This window comes from Calothrix sp. FACHB-168 (assembly GCF_963889195.1).
Classification (GTDB): Bacteria; Cyanobacteriota; Cyanobacteriia; order Cyanobacteriales; family Nostocaceae; genus Aulosira; species Aulosira anomala_A.
Map to the genome: position 1 here is coordinate 31,875 of NZ_CAWPNJ010000060.1, position 16,899 is coordinate 48,773.

Sequence of the window (16,899 nt, forward strand, 5' to 3'; positions counted from 1 at the left end):
TTTTAAAACAAAGGCTCTAGAATCCCCGGACGAAAAGTCTAGAATCCCCGGACAAAAACTCTAGAATCCCCGGACAATCCATTTTTGAAATCCTTGCTGCATAAGGGTTGTAGCCTCTTAAAACAGCCCTGATTAATTAGATTAATTAGATCAGTTTTGCCGAGTGGTTTTGACCAATCTGGCATTATTTCCTGGTGTCCAAAAATATCAAAAACTTTTTTGCTACTGAAAACTTTTAGCTGCCCTCAAACCAAAATCCCATAGCACCCATTCTAGAGTGACCAGCACAAGGGGTAATGGCTGATGAGCGGCTTTTCAAGAGGAGTGACAAATGACGAACGCCGTAACAGGGAGGGGGGTTAAATGAACACATCGGCTACCCTTACCCGCACTAAAACAGAAACAGAAGATTGGAAACCTTTTAGCCGCGTTCCCAACGCCAAGGATATCGCCAACGGCTTAAGAGATATCCCTCAAAATTGGTCACTGACACCCCTACAAGATAAATCTCCACGGCGCGAAAACTGGCAGACAGAAGAATTTATCCCCCATAGCGAGATTGCAAGGCTAATCTTGCACGGTGAAAAGAAGATTAGCAAAAAAGGCAATCCCTACACTGCTTTTTGGTCAGGTTTTGGACTGCGAACGGGTGAAGCATCAGATGGAAAGCTGGCGATTGACGTTGATGGCAGCACTGCTGAACCATTGCTCAATGCAATCTGTGGCGGTAACTTACCTAAAACTGTTTCTTGGACTTCTGGCAAGCCAGGGCGTTATCAGCTGCTATTCCAAATTCCCAATGAAGTTAGGCCACTGCTAAAAGACTTTAACAGAGCAGTTTTAACTGAGTGGGAGGATTTACAAACTGCCCGTGATACTGAGGGCAAGCCAACTGAGTTACTGGAATTTAGATACAATCGCTCTCAATCTTGCCTACCACCTAGCAGACACCCGACAACGGGCAGCTATCAGTGGATTAATTCACCAGAGACAACAGAAGTTGCGATCGCCCCTAGCTGGTTGTGCGAATTGCTGATCAAATTTGCCACACAAGAACAGCACAAAGAGCAAGAGCGTCAAGAACGTGCTGTCAAATGGGCAGAGATGCGGCAGCAAGGCACGATAAAGGAAAATAGCACCAATCTTGTTGACTTTCTAGAATTTGAGGTTTTACCCCGGCTCTCCCCAGAGCAAATTTACTGCTGGGAAGGACATAACTTTAGACAGTACGGCAAGACGATCAAAGGTTGTCCACCTTGGCGACAATCTGCTAGCGGTACATCATTCCATGTTTGGTGGGATGGTCAGAACTGGGCTTGGCAAGACAAAGCAACAGGTGAAGGTGGCACTGCTGTCCAGTACCGTTGGAAATTATGCGGTGGTTATGGTACACCCAAGGGCTACGACTTTGCAGAAATTGTTAAAGAATTAGCAAGAGATGCTGGCGTAACAGTTCCAGAAGCAATCATCCGTGAACCTCAATCATTTTTCGCAGACAAGCGTGTTATCACCCGCGCTGAATGGGAAATAAAGCAGATTAAAGCTGATTTGGTTAGCTTCCAAAATTTAATCACGCAGACCGTAGCTCCCTTTCAACCCATATTTAAGAAGTTTGGCAAAGGGTTGAGTAATCAACCAGCAGCGACACTGCCTAAAGTTGAGGATAGCTCACACCAAATTATCAACTACAAACCAGGTAATATCCCAGTTAAAACCGACGATGTAGCCGATATTAGAATCCAATGCACCCCAGACCAACATATCCAAGCTTGGCTTGAGGCAGTTTCTAAAGGATGGAAGCTCATTCTAGACAAATCACACCCTGGTTTAGGCAAAAGCTACCGCGCTGGTATGCTAACAGCAGCCCAATTCAGCGTTGATAAACTCATTTACCAAGATGCCAACCACCGCAACCCCTCCACACTGCCCATCGAGACAAACTTTGTTGACCTGCCAGTGCGACATAACGGCTTCAAACTTGACCCCTCCCGCCAAACTCCTCTAGGCGAAGACTTCCAACTCTGGATTAAACCGGGTGAAACTGCCGACACTGTGGGCAATTGTCACAGAACTTATTTATTCAGCGCATTTCGCCACAAAAACTTTACCAGCCTCGATTTTGAAGAAAGCGACATTAGCCCCATCTGTAATGGTTGCTCTCTCAAAAACCAATGTCGTTTCGCCAGTGGTGACGGTTACGGCTTCCGCTTTCAAAAACGCACAACAATTCACCACTTCAGAGAACTCAGAGCGCACCCCGATTCTACCCCCACTGACTTAATCAACGTTGCCGACCAAGCTTTTACAGTCGGTCGCATTTGGGAAGAAGCAGGCACACTGATCAAACCAGTGCATTCCCTTGATGTCAATCAAGCTGATTTTGAAAAAACCGTTGGTCAACTGGCACTCAACGCACCATCACTGCTAGTTCAACTCCAGCCAGTTATCCAAGCCTTACACCCGCTATTCACTCAAGACATCGATTCTCCCGACCGCTACGGCTTTAATGATGCCAGTATCCGGTCAATGCTACCCCCCTTCCCCTCTGATTTAGATATTGAAGCTTTCCGGCAAGCCTTAGAACCCGATTTAAAATTCCTAGAAGACCTAGACACTATCGACGTTAACAACGACTTGCAACTCAAAAAAAGTGCCGCCGCCCGTTACGCTGCCAAACAAATTACCAAGGACAGCGCCCGTAACGCTGGCAGAGAATTTCTCGACCTCCCCTTGTACTGGCTACCTGATTTCCTAGAAGCCTGGAAAGGTGACGGTGCTTTTAGCTGTTCCTGGGGTGTGTTGAGCATTTACCGAAAAAACCCCAAACATATTGAACTAGTCAACTCTGCCCAATTTAATATTTTTCTCGATGCTACGCTCACCACCAGCCAATTGAAATTAAAACTAGATTGCTCTGACCCCGTATTAGTAATTGAGCAACAGCGCCCTGATTATGCCAATTTATCGGTCATTAACGTCATTGGACTAGGAAAACTGCCTAAATATCGTTCTCCGTCCCTTATAGCCCGCGTCAACGCCCTCAAAGAAGCTTTGACAAAGCTGCACTCCCAACTCGGCATTATTGATTGGAAAGCGATCGCTGACACTGCCACTGACCGCCGGGAATATGGTCACTTTGTTGATGGTCGCGGCGTTAACCGATTTAGTGATGCTGACGCTCTAGCCAGCTTTGGCATTCCCTACCAAAATATTGGTGTTTTGGCAGCACAACTCCAGGTAATGACAGGAAAACCAGTCAACCTCGTAGGCACAAACAGCACCTTCCAAAAGTGTCTCACCGAATTGGTGCAAGCAGAAATTATCCAAGAAATTGGGCGCTTGCGTTCTCACCGTCGCCCCACCGAACAGCTGACTTTCTACTTCTGTGCTGACTATGACGTGAGTTTCCTAGCTGACCATCTCCCCAATGTTAAATTACAAAGCATTGATGCCTGCCAATTATGCCCGGAAGCTGGTACTGCTTCTCAGCAGACCGGACACGCCATCGTCAACGCTTTTACCCAACTGTGGCAGTCGCAGGAGAAAATTGGCCAAAAGGCTGTAGCCAAAATTGCTAACATCTCCCAAGCCTGGGTAAGCCGATTTACCAAAGTCTGGGGCGGCTGGGCGAAGTTTAAAAAAATATTACTACTGCTATTAGATTGTCTTCATAGCGATAGTAATAAAAATTTTTCAGAATTGGAGGAAGACGAACAGTGGCTTGCCAGTGAATACTTCCCCATATTGTGCCAACAACCTGAATTATCTCCAGAGGTTTTGTTAGACGAAGTGGCGTTAGTTGCCAAAACCATTGGTAATAGAGCAATGGAGCGAGTTTTACACGAATGCACCCCGCAAGTTAGGGCTAACCTGCTGATAGCTGCACTAAGTTGTCTGCCCACTGAAATTTACTCAATTTCATTTTCTCCAGTCTCTGGGTCAGGAGAAGAAGCTGCGCTATCACCTTGAACAGTCAGAAGAACTGATTCTAAACGATAACCAGCTTCCCGAATGTAATATCCAGCTGCGCCCAAGTCTTCAAATACACTGTCAAACTGTGGATGGGTTTGCGGAAAAATCTTTCTCAGCCGCGCTCCAATTTGCTTTAGTTCTTCTTGGATAGCTATTAGTTGCTGAGTATCGTCCATACCTAAGTACCACAAAGACAACTGCAAGGCAAGCAATAACAAAAACTCTTATTATATAGCTATTCTGCTTATAAAGTGAGGCATAAATGAAAAAAACCATGTGATGAACCCAAAACCTTATGTTCTCTCCGAGGCTCACGCCCAAATCACAGACATCTCACAGAAATGTGTGAGCCGATTTACCAAACGTTTGGCTGGCTGGGCTACTTTTTTTTAATATTACTCCTGCTATTAGATAGTCTTTATAGCGGTAGTAATAAAAATTTCACTGACTGGCACGACCAAGAAAAAATGCTTTTGGCTTTATAAAAGCTTGTACAGCAATCAATACACCCATTACATCCCCTTGTCAATGCGCCCCTATTTACCCCTAGCAGTGACACCTTTCTCATAGTGCAAAGTGTAGACACCAGTAGTACGTAGCACTCGATACCACATTCCCAACTGAGAGCCAGAAGAAAGTGCCTTAGTAACATTCATCTTTGCTATCTTTAACTGTTCTGGTGGTAAATTGCCATAGATGTCACGGACAATCGCATCAATGTGCATATGCAAATCAGGACGGCGGCGCATCAGAATCAAAATGGCATTTTGTACAGAATAGTCTTCAAATTCGGGCAGTAGTGGCAAAGAGGTAGGCTTTCTTTTAGTACCAAGTTTGGGGATGTCAGAAATATCTACTTCCAAAGTAGAAGCATCCCCAGATTTATCCTCTGTGATGGTTGGTTCGCTATTGGAGGTTGGTGAAGCTTGATCACTAATTGCTGAATGAGTTATCGCAGTGTTTTCTTCAACAATAGTTGACTGTTCAATATACTCCGATGCAAGATCATCTTCATCAAGTTCAGCTAAATTCTGCTGAAGAAATGCTTGTGGAGAGTGGAAATTAGATAAACCTCTAGGGGTAGAATACATCTGTTCTTCTGTTGCGTATCCTCTTATTAGAGCGTCTAGAGCGTTCATCTGCTCGTGAACAAGTTTGAGGCGGCGTGACAACTCAGCTGCCTCCAGGATGTAGCGTTCACGCTCTGCTTCTAATAACCTTAGAATCGATGAATATTCAGCCATAGGAATTATTAATTGTCATTGAGGTAACAGACTGGTGGAAAGTAAGGAAGTTTTTGTTCAGGCTCATGTCCGGGTGATCAAACAGAGAACCTATCGCTTTGTGTGCAAGCAGTGCAATGAAGTGGTAGAACGCATTTGCTACCCATCCCAACCAAAGTATTGTGAGCGCTGTCGTCCACCAAAGTCTACATTAAACAAACCTGACACTCCCAAGTTAGTAAAATCCAAGGAGAAACTGCCCATATCTACAACTGATGATTTTAGAGTAGTAGTTGGCGAGTGATATTTAGTCCTGCCTGAACTCATCAAAGGCTAAAACTAAAGTCAATTAATCTATTGACATAGCATCAATGGCAGACTCCACTAATACTGCTCGTTGAATTGGGTCACTAGATTGTCATAATTAAACCAGCTTATAAATCTTCATCCCTGTAAATTTTTGGCACAAAAGCATTTCTGTTTATTTGGCTCTGCGGCACTGATTTATCCTCTTTTTCCTGCACTGCTGGCTGTTGTTTTTTGCTCTTGCCTTTTGCACTATTTACAAGTGATTTCTCAGCTTCACTGTTGGCTTTAACTGTCGGCTGAGTTTCAGTAGCCGGATTCTCTGACGTACTACTGTCGTCGCTTGGCTCTGCCTTTTGACGACTACGGCTGCTTTTCCTCAATTCACCTATTAAATATTTGATTCTGCTCCCACTCAAATGAATGCCCAGCCCCTTCAGCATCTCTGAAACTTCATCGTAAGTGTAGCCGTACTTAGATGAAGTCAGCTTTTCAATGTATCTCCTCATCTTCCGAACAGCATCCCTGTCTGATACATCCTCTCGCTCTTTCGGCTTCTGCTCCTTTAGCAGTGAGATGGCTTTCTCAACCTTGCTCTTAGTAATGACCTCTGAATCCTGATGTTCAGCCATTGTTATTTCATGCAGTTATTAATTAACTACTAATTATCGACTATTTAAAAAAATCTGCCTCAGCTTCTTTTCAAAATGCCAAAAAAATTGACTATTGCGCCTAAGCCAAACTACCTTTTAGTGTAGCCGCTACACTGTGATGTTTATTTAGCCATACTCCTTATAACAAAGTTATAAATTCGTTACTGCGGCTATGCCGTTTTTACCATTTACCCCTAGCTGATTTTATATCCCCTATTGTGGCGGGAGTCTAAGAAAGAATTTACCTCCTGCTTGATTTTCCGTTATTACGGCTACGCCGTTGCCATCACGCACTGTTAGTTGTAGTATTGTCACATCACGCCTTCTCCGCATCCCTCCTCCCAGCCTCTCGCTGCACCTCCGTACATAGGTATCACCCGACACCTCCCTTACCCCGAAAATGGGCTAGAAGCAAGCCATGTCTTTTAGCTAACGCTAAACCTCGCTCCGCTCGGACGACGGCTTGTTCAAGGGGGCACACCCCCTTAAAAAACCCCCCAGCAACATTGCCCCCCAAATATTAAGTTATGCCTCATCGCAAACAGTCAAAAAGACTCGTTAGGAATCATCTCTTCTCACTGAGATTGAGCGATATCGAATTGGATTTGTTGCGAATAAAATCAATTGATGCAGGAATGTCAGCCAGTGAATTAATGAGGCGTAACGGATTGTTGCGACCACTACCCAAACGACTGAGCAAAATTAGCTTACAAACATATTGGGAACTAGGACAAATTGGCAACAACTTAAATCAGCTTGTTAAAGCCACGAACACAGCCATAAAAATGGGGCGCACTCCACCAGCCAACCCACAACTGTTACAAGAACTCTTAGAAATCTTACACCAGTGCAGACGAGATATTGCCCAAGCTGACACCGAAGAAACCGACTGGTCAGAAGAAGAGGAGGAAGACGATGATTGGGAAGCAGACGAAGGGTAGAGGTTTTCGCAAGTTACTGGATTATTTGGAATCGAGCGAAAATGCCAAACTAATTGGCGGTAACATGAGCGGTAGAAATTCCAGAGAACTAGCCAAAGAATTTCGACTGTCTCGACAACTAAATCCAGATGCCGAGCGTGTTGTCTATCATGTCTCATTATCAGCAGCCAAAGATGACATAATCTCTGAAGATAAATGGTGCGAAATTGGCAATCGCTACATGAAAGAAATGGGCTTTGATGCCAATCAGTTTGTCATCTTCCGCCACCAAAACACCGACGACGATCATGTCCACATTGCCGCCAGCCGCATCAGAATGGACACGAGTTTATTAGTTGATGATTCCTGGGATTATGTACGCTCTGAAAAAGTCTTACGCCAGATTGAAATTGACTATGAATTAGCCCAAGTCCAAGGCAGCAGAGAAAGACTAAATCGCACACAAAGTACAGGACAATTTCGGCGCATTAAACGAGAACAAGAAGAATACGCAGAAGGTAAACGCGATACCCCACCACAACCCAGTATTAAACAGCTAGTTCAGCAGACAATTGACAATGCATCTGTTGACAATCCCCAAATGCCCGAATTGATTATGCGCTTGCAGCAATCTGGTATCAGTGTCAGAACAGGATTTACCAGAAATGGCAAGTCAAAAGGCATTTCCTACGAGAAAGATGGAATTGCTTTTAGTGGTACACAATTGGGTGCAGCTTACACCTTCCCCGGTTTGCAAAAACATCGCGGTGTTGACTACCAACCAAAACGTGATGATGCCCAGATTGAGCAGCTATTAAACAATCCTGTCGGGCGAACAGTTCTAAGTCAACAACCCATAAATGCGATCGCTCAAAATAAAGCTCAACCTTTAACCACAGATAAACCAAAGCTAAAAGAGAATTCCTCAGCCGAGTTATATAAGTATTACAGTACCGAATTGCAAAACTTATTAGTAACTGACCGAGACAAAGAAATTGCTAATAGAGCGTTATTAGATAATCGACCAGTCGAAGAAGTTGAAGAAATTATATTAGCTAGTCCCGCCCGATGGACTACTGAGGAAGCTAAAGCATTAGTTTTAATCGCTAACAAACAACTGGCATCTAATAAAGAGCAAAAACAGAGTTTACCCCAGTTCACGCCACCAGCAGAAGATGAGAAGCTATGGCCTGCATTAAAAAATTACCTGACTCAGCAACGCGGCATCTCATCAAATTTAGTCGAAACATTACACCTTAAAGGGTTGGGTTACATAGACCAGCAACGAAATGTTGTGTTTATCAAGCGTGATCTCAACGGTTCTAAATCAGGCGCACTGGTTTGGGACACCCCACGTCAAGACGATCGCTGTTCCCAGAAAAGCGAAAACACCCAATCAAGACAGAGTTGGTTTCACATTAATTTGGGTAGAGAAACAGACGATAAAATCGAGAGAGTATTTTTGTGCGACTCACCCATTGATGCACTGACGTTAGCACATATGGATATGGACGCACACAAGGGGTTACCACCAGTCAAAACAATGTACTTAGTAGTTGATGACCCGGATAACTTGCCACTAGAATTCCTCAAAAATATCAGTAGAATTGGGCTGGCATTTATCAAAGATGACCAAGGTAAAGAAACTGCCAAAACTGTATTAAAATTATTGCCCCAAAGTAAGCAACTTCCACCCAATAATCACAGTTGGAATGAGGATTTGCTAGAAATACTGCACATAGAGCAACAGAAACGCAGACAACAGCAGCGTGGTTTTAGTCGGTGATCTCATGTTGCGCCGACGAACTCGTTGCCGCTTCGCTCGATGAGGCGGTGGCTCTTACGGGCAGAGAAATTACTGGTTGGGCTAACTAGATCCACAAGCCCGCAAGAGCCACTCCGCTGTCGCCGCCTCATCGCAACGAGTTCTTAAATCTTGGAAAGAAGACACTCTCCATCTCAAGCATAGATTCAAAATAATGCCTAAAGAATAATAATCAGGGGTTTAGTTATGGACTGCGGCTTAAGTAAGAAAGCAATTAAGAAAAAATCTGATTACTTAGCTAAAAAGCCTTATTTACTTGGCTTTTAGCAGCCACAACCTCGCAACACTTTTGCGAAGAAGTGGCTTTGAGTGCGTTTTTACCGGGATTTACCAATTTTTAAGTAAAAGTATAATATTATCGTGCTTGTGGAATTTATTATATAGAGTAATAGTCAATTATTTGATACACAAAAAAACGGTAGAATCAGCTTTATCTATTACAAAACCTAACTCTCCTCCCTAACAAATTATGGCATGAGGAAGCATTGGTGTTCTCCATCTTGTGCACGTAGCTCATTCACTGTTCCTTGAAGTTTGAGTTCACCTTTCTCTAGTAGAATAACCCAATCTGCCCGTTCAATTACTCTAGGACGGTGGCTGATAATAATCGTCATTTTGCCTTGGCGCTTAGATAGTAATTCATCTAACACCTCTGCTTCAGTTTGGGGGTCAAGAGCTGCCGTAGATTCATCCAAAATCAAAATCGGTGGTTCAGTGACAATTCCTCTGGCAAGGGCTAACCGTTGTCGTTGTCCACCAGACAAATTTGCACCAAATTCACCTAATACCGTTTGATATTTGTCAGGCATCTCACTGATAAATTCATCGGCTCCAGCAATGCAGCAGGCTTTGACAATTTGCTGAAAGGTTACTTGAGGATAACTAAAGTGGAAATTATCAACAATTGAACGCTTCCAAAAATGGGCATCTTGAGGAACTAACACCACCTGTTGTCGAAGACAATCTAATGAAAGGTCAGAATGGTTATACATCCCAATCCGAATATTGCCAGATTCCAAGCTATACAGTCCAGCCAATAATTTTACTAGGGTACTCTTACCGCAACCGGACTTGCCGATGAGTGCGATGACATTTCCTCCAGGAAGGGTGACGGAAAAATCTTTTAACAAGTCTCTGCGTCCTGGATGGTGAAAGTTAAGTTGAGTACAAACAATATCATCACTACCGGAAATTTCAGTCCAAGCCTTTTTCTCTTCATTCGAGCGTTCTGGTGTTGCATCCAGAACTTCTGTTAAACGTTCAATAACCAATTGAGCAGTGATCAAATCATCTCCTAACCCAACCGTAAAATTAAGAAAGCTAATAAAATTGCTACTCATGGCAGTGAATGCCAATAACTGTCCAATAGTCAGGGTGCGATTAATTACTAAATAACTGCCCATCCATAACAAGGTTACGCTTGTTAACTTGGATAGAATATTGGTTAAGGTCTTGCTGAAAACTGAAAGTTTCATTGTACTCCAGTTCAGATGCGCTAACCGCCCAAAATTCTGCTGATATTCCTCCTGTGCTTGAGGAGTTGCTTGGGTAGTTTTCAATACCTGAATACCCCGAAACGTCTCCACTAAAAAACCCTGACTTTCACTTCTGAGTGCGATCGCCTCACGATTTCTGCGCCGTTGCGTGGGCATAAACAAAAGATTAACAATGGTCATAAGCAAAAAGCCCAGGAAAGACACAGCAGTTAGCTGCCAGCTGTAGGAAAGCATAAAGCCCAGTGAAATCAGGGAGGTAAAAAACTGACTGGGTAGTTGCAACAGAACTCTCTGTACCAAAGTATTTACGGTTCTGACATCAGCCAAGCGACCTGTTACTTCTCCACTGCGATGAGATTCAAAATAGCTCAGGGGCAAGTGTAATAACTTGTAGCCGTATTCCATCAGCAGTCCGAGTTGCATTCTTTGTCCGAAGTATCCCAACAAAAAAGACTGGACAACGCCAATGACATTACTGAATAGATTGAGGCTAATTACCCCTAGAGCAACAATAGTTAATAAGTTAGTATCACCTCTGACTAAGACATCATCAGTTAATATTTGGGTCAAAAAGGGTGATGTTAAAGACAGCACACCAATGATGATGTTAATGGTGATCGCCTGTAACAAAATCCAGCGATAGGGAAATGCTCGTCTAACAAATCGTCCAAATCCTTCAATTTTGTCAGATTCCTGAGCAAAAAACCGATATTCATCGGGTTGCAGTAGCAGAATTACACCATTACGCCAACCCTGAAGCAATTCTTCCTGAGTCAGATAGCGTAACCCAATTGCAGGATCGCCGACAATGTATTTCTTACCCCGCTTGCCATACAGCACTATCCAGTGATAACCCTTCCAATGAATGATAGCGGGCAGAGGAAATTGTTGCATCTGCTGCAAAAAATCTTTGCCCACTTTCATGCCTCTAGCATAAAATCCTAAGGCTTCTGAACCACGCTTTAGTCCTAATAAAGTTGTACCTGTTTGTATAGTTCCAACCGTTTCCCGGATGCGGTTGATTGTAAAGATACGTCCGTAAAAACGGGAGATCATCGCAAGGCAGGCAGCACCACAGTCTTCTTGGTTATGTTGGCGTACATGGGGATATTTCATCGAGAGTAACAATATAAGTTCAAATCTAAAGATTCCCAAACATAAATAATCGCTCACAGAAATACCAAATGGGAATACAAGTCTTAGACTACCCTGCGCTTCCCACTTACTTAGTCTGCCTACGCAGGCTTTGTTCTTGACTCAATACCCTGTAAGGGTATCGCGTAAACAATTTGAGATACTTTCTATGCAATGATTATTCCCGCTGGAACTAGAAGTTAGTTAGTGTTGAGCGTGCATCTGCATATGTGACAATAGTTATGTTGTTTTTGATACTTTTATCCGAAACTTCACATAAATTACCGTGATTACACTGATGATAAAACAGACTGTGAGAAGCGAAAGTAAATTTATAAGCAACCAAGCTTGCTTGTAAATACACTAAACAACAGAGTAACAATAAATGCAAACTATCAAAGCATTTTTGGGATCTAAATTTGAAATTGTGGCCGAAATGGCTGAAGGTCACATGGAATTGACCGAAGCTCAAATGGAAATGCTCAACGGCGGAGAAGAAGGTGAAGGTTCAGGCGGGCCACCTCCTCCTCCTCCAGAAGAAGGCACTTGATAAGTAGAGGAAGACGTACTCTTCAAATAGATTACGAATTCAGTATAGGTGAATAGATTGCCTATCAATTGAAATCTTCACTCTATTCGTTATTTTAATAGTACAAAGCCAGTAGCTTACTTCTTCCAAGAGTACTGCTGGCTTTTGCTCATGTTATCTATAAAAAGATATTTGTCACCACTTTTCATACTGAAAATATAAATAAAAAGGAGAAGGAATAATGCGTTCCATTGGTATCTGCTTTGTCCAGCAAAACCTTCAGCAGATTGGTTATGAAACTTACCAGCTTTTCATAGAAGCAGAAAAGCACTATGAGCGCATTATCCCTATTAATGATCCTCGCTCTATTAGCTATCAATTTATTGAAGGCAATAGCAAACCTAAAATAATTTTGGATGGCCAAGACATCTCAAACCTTGATACCTTGCTTTTTCGTCAAGGAGGACAGCGTAAATTACCAGCTGTTTTTTTGGCACAGACATTAAATCAGTGTGGTTGTGACGTTCTAGATTCTATGGCATGGTACACCCCCGAACGAGGCTCTAAGTTAGGTGGAATTCTCAAATATCTAAATCAGGGCTGCGGAATTAATACATACATCGCATTTAACCGAAACAATGGCGCAGACTTACTGCAAGATTTGGCAAATAATGGGAAATTTCCGCTTATCCTCAAGCCAGTTCATGGTAGCCAGGGTCGAGGAATTCATGTAATTGAAGACCTAGAAACGGGTCTAGAACTCCTGGATGCTTTTTACCAGAATGAAGAAGAAAGGGATGAACCTTTCTACTTACAGGAATTTTTGAAAATTGAAAAAGAGTATCGAGTTGTTGTTTTAGATGGTAAAGCTATAGGAGCAGCCCAAAAAATAGCTGCTCCTGGGAAGCACACAGCGAATGCTGCACAAGGCGGAACTTTTGTTGCTGCTGATGTCCCAAATGTTACTGCTGTTACCCTTGAGAATGTAACTAGCAAAGGACTATTTGGCGTAGATGTAGCAGTGGATCAACAAGATAATATTCGGATTATTGAGGTAAATCGCATTCCCCAATGGAAAGCATTCAGAGAAGCAACAGGAATCAATGTTGCTCAAGCTATTTTAGAGAACACGCTAGAACAAAGCTCAACAAAGTTGGCATTAGGTATTCTGATGCCGATATCTCACCAGAATCTGCCTTATGAGCTTGAGAATTTGTATAAAGAAGCACCTAACTATTATCAAGAGATTATTTCAATTGAAAGTCTTCATTCTATAATTTATAAATTTGTGCGTGGCTCTGAAAAACCCAGCATTTTAATGGGGTCAATAGATCTGTCTCTTCTTGATACCTGCATTATTCGTGAGAGTCAAAATAGCCCAATTGCCAAGATGCTTCTAGTTCATGCGCTCAATGCATCTGGATGTAACATTATTGATCCGGTTACGCATCACTCAGGAGGATCTGCTTCTAAATTAGGAATCACATTGCGTTATTTCAAAACTGGTTTAGTACCTAGCAATTATGTTGTATTTAACCGCACAAATGCTATTACTCTTCTTCAGGAGTTGGCTAAACAAGAGCAACTTCCACTAATTCGCAAAGATATTTTTGGCAGCCAAGGACAGAATGTTGACATTATTACTGATCTTCGTACCGGAATGCAGGTCATTGAAGCTTTTTATCAAAGCGAGGAGGAGAAAGATTATCCTTTTTACTTGCAAACATTAATTCAGATAGAAAAAGAATATCGAATTATGTTACTGGACGGTAAAGCGATCGGTATAGCTGAAAAAATACTTACTGCTGATCGGGACAATGCAAAAACTTTTACTGATTATCAGTTTTGTGCTAATGAAGCATTGGAGATCGCAGAAAAGGTTATTCCTTTTGTTAGCCCTAAAGGATTATTGGGAGTTGATATTGCGGTTGATTTTTCGGGTGATCTCTTTATACTTGATGTGAATCGTGAACCTGTATGGTATGCCTTTGAGCAAGCAACAGGAGTTAACGTGGCTGCAAAAGTAATTGATCTGGCAGTAGAACGGTTGCCTGACAAAGGGCTTCAAGTTGCTTCACCATAACTAAAAGTAACCCCGAAATCTCCAGTTTCAATCTTTTTGAGATACCTATGTTAAGCGACCCTAGCCCAGAAGTTTTTCCCACAGTTTCGGTAGAACATTCTTTAGCCGTTCCCCAAAGCTTTAAAAATACAGATTTAGATATTAGGGAACAAGCTCTTCTGACCGCTAAAACGGAAGAATTTTTACCCCCATTAGGACTCTGGACAACACTGAGCGGACTGGTTTTACTAGCTGGGTTTGCAGGTGCAGTGGCATTTGCATCAATTGCCAAGTACAACGCTGTTGTTAAAGCACCTGCCATTGTGCGTCCGGCGGGAGAACTGCGTTTAGTACAGGCAGCAATGGAAGGAACAGTCAAGCAGATTGTTGTACAGGAGAATCAGGTGGTGCGCGAAGGCGATGCGATCGCTGTACTCGAAGATTCTCAACTGCAAACCAAAGTCAGTCAATTGCGTGGCAGTATTCAACAAAATCAGTTACAACTAGCTCAGATTGCCGCCGGGTTGGCGGCATTAGATGGCAAGATTACTGCTGAAACAACGGCAATGCAGCGATCAATTACCTCTGCACAAGCTCAATTGAGCCGCAATCAGCGCGACTATCAGGATCTTCATGTCAGCACAGAAACCGAAGTTAAGGAAGCAAAAGCGGCTTTATCTCTAGCCCAGGATGAGTTAAAACGCTATCGTAGCTTAAGTGAAAGTGGTGCTATCACCCAGTTGCAAATAAAAGAAAAGGAATCGGCTCAACAGACAGCGCAAGCTCGGTTAGAGCGAGCTACATCTAAACTCAATCCCAGCCAAGCCACAGTTGCGATCGCCCAAGAACAGATTGCCCTAGCACAGGCACAAGGTCAGTCAACTCTGGCAACCTTACGCAAAGAACGGGAAGCCTTGATCCAGGAACGTTTAACTGTTAAAAGCCAAATTTATAAAGACCAAAAAGACCTGAAACAGCTGGAGATTGATCAGCAGAAGGCGATCATGCGGGCATCGGCAACTGGAACTATTTTAAAGTTGGAACTAAGAAACCCCGGTCAATTTGTCCGTTCGGGTGATGCAATCGCCCAAATTGCTCCAGGACAGATGTCATTACTAATAAAAGCGCGGGTTAACACTCAAGATGTTGCTAATATCAAAGTTTGCAAAGCTAGCAATATCCAAAGCTGTCGAGAGGGCAAAGTGTTTTTGCGTGTCTCCGCTTATCCCTACACAGACTATGGCACATTGACTGGAGCTGTTCGCGCTATTGCACCAGATGCTACTACTCCAGGAACTAATGGAGCCACCAGTGCTGTTCCTTACTATGAAGTCACAATCGAACCTGAAAAATTGTATTTAGAGCGAAATGATCAGCAATACCCCATCCAAGCGGGAATGGATATTTCAGCAGAGATCATTGCCAAAGAGGAAACAATATTGACATTCATTCTAAGAAAGGCAAGATTACTGACCAACCTCTAAATCAGCCATTACAGCGCAAGAAAGGTGCGAGGTCGCACCCCTTTCGGTGCCTTATAATTCAAGCTTTTGCGTGAGTAAAAAGTTTTATTGCTTACTTCTTGCTTACTAGATGATTGCAGGAATGAGCGAAATGAGTATCATGAGACTTTTGCTGTATAATCCGCTTGGTTTCCACTATCATTCATCTCTCATCACCAAATCAATCGCAGAGTCAATTAACTCAACCGCCGCAGTCTCATAGTGATAAGTCTTAAACCGAAACTTGCCAACCTGTTCCAGTTGCTTTGACGGGCGATGTCCATATTTATCCTCATACAGTTGCAACGCGATAGTACCGATAGTCGTCATCTGTCCAGGAGTGGCAGTAAGTCCGCGTTCGTGTAGCCTAGACGCGACAGTGACCTTAGATGGTTTCGTACTTGCAACTCCCCTAACTTTACCTAAGTTCGAGAATGTTTTAGTTAGTTCATCAATGGGTGAGATAAGTAGAGCCATTAACCCAGTAAACCGTTTGGCTGGTTTATCTGTCGTCACAGCAATCTTTAATGCTTCAGGTTGCCCAACCGCGATGAACGTCCCTTGAGCGCGAGTCATCGTAGTGTAAAGCAGTTGACGGGTTAACATTATGTAGTTGGACATTAATAAGGGGAAAATTACATACTGAAATTCACTACCTTGGCTCTTATGGCATGTTATACAAAACGAGTGCATGATTTGCTCAAAGTACCCAGGATAGTAGTCAACAATCGCGCCTCCTTCCCAGGAAATCTTCACCATTTGTTTTTGCTCATCTACAGCAATCACCCGCCCAGTCTCGCCGTTCATCACTGGCGGGACTGTATCATAACGATTTTTCAGTTGTATCACCCTATCCCCGATTCGATAAACTACCGACCCAGAAACGATTTCTTGCTGCTTGGAATTTTTGGGATTAAAGATAGGCTGTAGCAGCTTATTGAGATTGTGAACTCCCGCTGCCCCTTCCTTTTGGGGTGCTAACACCATCACTTGTTGGTTCAAATCTACATTCTCTTTCTTCATAGATTTGACTAACTCAACAATGCTTTTAGCAGTCATTTCTGGTGAACTAGCTTCTAACATGGCGCACTCCCCCACATCCATCCACGACTTAGCCTGATTAAATTTATCTAGTGGGGGGATTGTGCCAAAATTTACGTCACTAGCTGCATAAATAATTGGGCTTTTGTCTCGCTGTCGAAAAATTGTTTGCAATCTCGTTGTCGGTACTATTTCAGAATTCAGCAAGTCTCGCAGCACCATTCCTGCCCCGACAC

11 protein-coding genes are annotated in these 16,899 nt (G+C 43.1%); 6 read left to right on the forward strand and 5 right to left on the reverse strand.

The features are described from left to right. Window positions 1–363: 363 nt before the first annotated feature. Complete coding sequence (locus AACW45_RS30155; RefSeq protein WP_199331269.1) at window positions 364–3,969, forward strand: bifunctional DNA primase/polymerase; 3,606 nt, start codon at window positions 364–366, stop codon at window positions 3,967–3,969. Here AACW45_RS30155 and AACW45_RS30160 read toward each other — a convergent pair. The 3 genes from AACW45_RS30160 to AACW45_RS30170 form a co-directional block, all read right to left on the reverse strand. Continuing rightward, the gene (locus AACW45_RS30160) at window positions 3,909–4,190 is read right to left on the reverse strand and encodes a hypothetical protein (RefSeq protein WP_190636789.1); all 282 of its coding nucleotides are present in this window, start codon (window positions 4,188–4,190) and stop codon (window positions 3,909–3,911) included. The two genes, AACW45_RS30155 and AACW45_RS30160, sit on opposite strands and share 61 nt — an antisense overlap. A 318-nt stretch (window positions 4,191–4,508) precedes the next feature. Then, complete coding sequence (locus AACW45_RS30165; protein ID WP_190636791.1) at window positions 4,509–5,216, reverse strand: hypothetical protein; 708 nt, start codon at window positions 5,214–5,216, stop codon at window positions 4,509–4,511. A 413-nt stretch (window positions 5,217–5,629) separates the two neighbouring features. Then, on the reverse strand, window positions 5,630–6,133 hold the full coding sequence (locus AACW45_RS30170; RefSeq protein WP_190636793.1) for a hypothetical protein: 504 nt from the start codon (window positions 6,131–6,133) through the stop codon (window positions 5,630–5,632). Between the two features lie 548 nt (window positions 6,134–6,681). On the opposite strand from AACW45_RS30170, the gene AACW45_RS30175 reads away from it, so the two are divergent. Both AACW45_RS30175 and AACW45_RS30180 read left to right on the forward strand, forming a co-directional pair. Beyond that, the gene (locus AACW45_RS30175) at window positions 6,682–7,095 is read left to right on the forward strand and encodes a plasmid mobilization protein (protein WP_190636795.1); all 414 of its coding nucleotides are present in this window, start codon (window positions 6,682–6,684) and stop codon (window positions 7,093–7,095) included. After that, complete coding sequence (locus AACW45_RS30180; protein WP_190636797.1) at window positions 7,070–8,860, forward strand: relaxase/mobilization nuclease domain-containing protein; 1,791 nt, start codon at window positions 7,070–7,072, stop codon at window positions 8,858–8,860. Before AACW45_RS30175 ends, AACW45_RS30180 begins: the two co-directional genes overlap by 26 nt. Window positions 8,861–9,366: 506 nt before the next feature. Here the strand turns inward: AACW45_RS30180 and AACW45_RS30185 are convergent. Continuing rightward, entirely contained in the window at window positions 9,367–11,511 is a 2,145-nt protein-coding gene (locus tag AACW45_RS30185; RefSeq protein WP_190636799.1) for a peptidase domain-containing ABC transporter, read from the reverse strand. A 445-nt stretch (window positions 11,512–11,956) separates the two neighbouring features. On the opposite strand from AACW45_RS30185, the gene AACW45_RS30190 reads away from it, so the two are divergent. From AACW45_RS30190 to AACW45_RS30200, 3 genes are all read left to right on the forward strand, one after another. Beyond that, window positions 11,957–12,079, forward strand: a complete 123-nt coding sequence (locus tag AACW45_RS30190; protein WP_339385104.1) for a hypothetical protein — start codon at window positions 11,957–11,959, stop codon at window positions 12,077–12,079. Between the two features lie 220 nt (window positions 12,080–12,299). Further along, the gene (locus tag AACW45_RS30195; RefSeq protein WP_190636800.1) at window positions 12,300–14,141 is read left to right on the forward strand and encodes an ATP-grasp domain-containing protein; all 1,842 of its coding nucleotides are present in this window, start codon (window positions 12,300–12,302) and stop codon (window positions 14,139–14,141) included. 47 nt (window positions 14,142–14,188) lie between these two features. Further along, a complete protein-coding gene (locus AACW45_RS30200) occupies window positions 14,189–15,604 on the forward strand; it encodes an HlyD family secretion protein (RefSeq protein ID WP_190636802.1) in 1,416 nt (471 codons plus the stop codon). Window positions 15,605–15,781: 177 nt separating this feature from the next. On the opposite strand, the gene AACW45_RS30205 is transcribed toward AACW45_RS30200, so the two are convergent. Next, on the reverse strand, window positions 15,782–16,899 hold a 1,118-nt coding region (locus AACW45_RS30205; protein ID WP_190636804.1), incomplete at its 5' end, for an ATP-dependent DNA helicase.

Coding starts and splice junctions, on each gene's coding strand:
- AACW45_RS30155 (WP_199331269.1), top strand. CDS start 364: ATGAACACATCGGCTACCCTTACCCGCACTAAAACAGAAACAGAAGAT.
- AACW45_RS30165 (WP_190636791.1), bottom strand. CDS start 5,216: ATGGCTGAATATTCATCGATTCTAAGGTTATTAGAAGCAGAGCGTGAA.
- AACW45_RS30170 (WP_190636793.1), bottom strand. CDS start 6,133: ATGGCTGAACATCAGGATTCAGAGGTCATTACTAAGAGCAAGGTTGAG.
- AACW45_RS30175 (WP_190636795.1), top strand. CDS start 6,682: ATGCCTCATCGCAAACAGTCAAAAAGACTCGTTAGGAATCATCTCTTC.
- AACW45_RS30180 (WP_190636797.1), top strand. CDS start 7,070: ATGATTGGGAAGCAGACGAAGGGTAGAGGTTTTCGCAAGTTACTGGAT.
- AACW45_RS30185 (WP_190636799.1), bottom strand. CDS start 11,511: ATGAAATATCCCCATGTACGCCAACATAACCAAGAAGACTGTGGTGCT.
- AACW45_RS30195 (WP_190636800.1), top strand. CDS start 12,300: ATGCGTTCCATTGGTATCTGCTTTGTCCAGCAAAACCTTCAGCAGATT.
- AACW45_RS30200 (WP_190636802.1), top strand. CDS start 14,189: ATGTTAAGCGACCCTAGCCCAGAAGTTTTTCCCACAGTTTCGGTAGAA.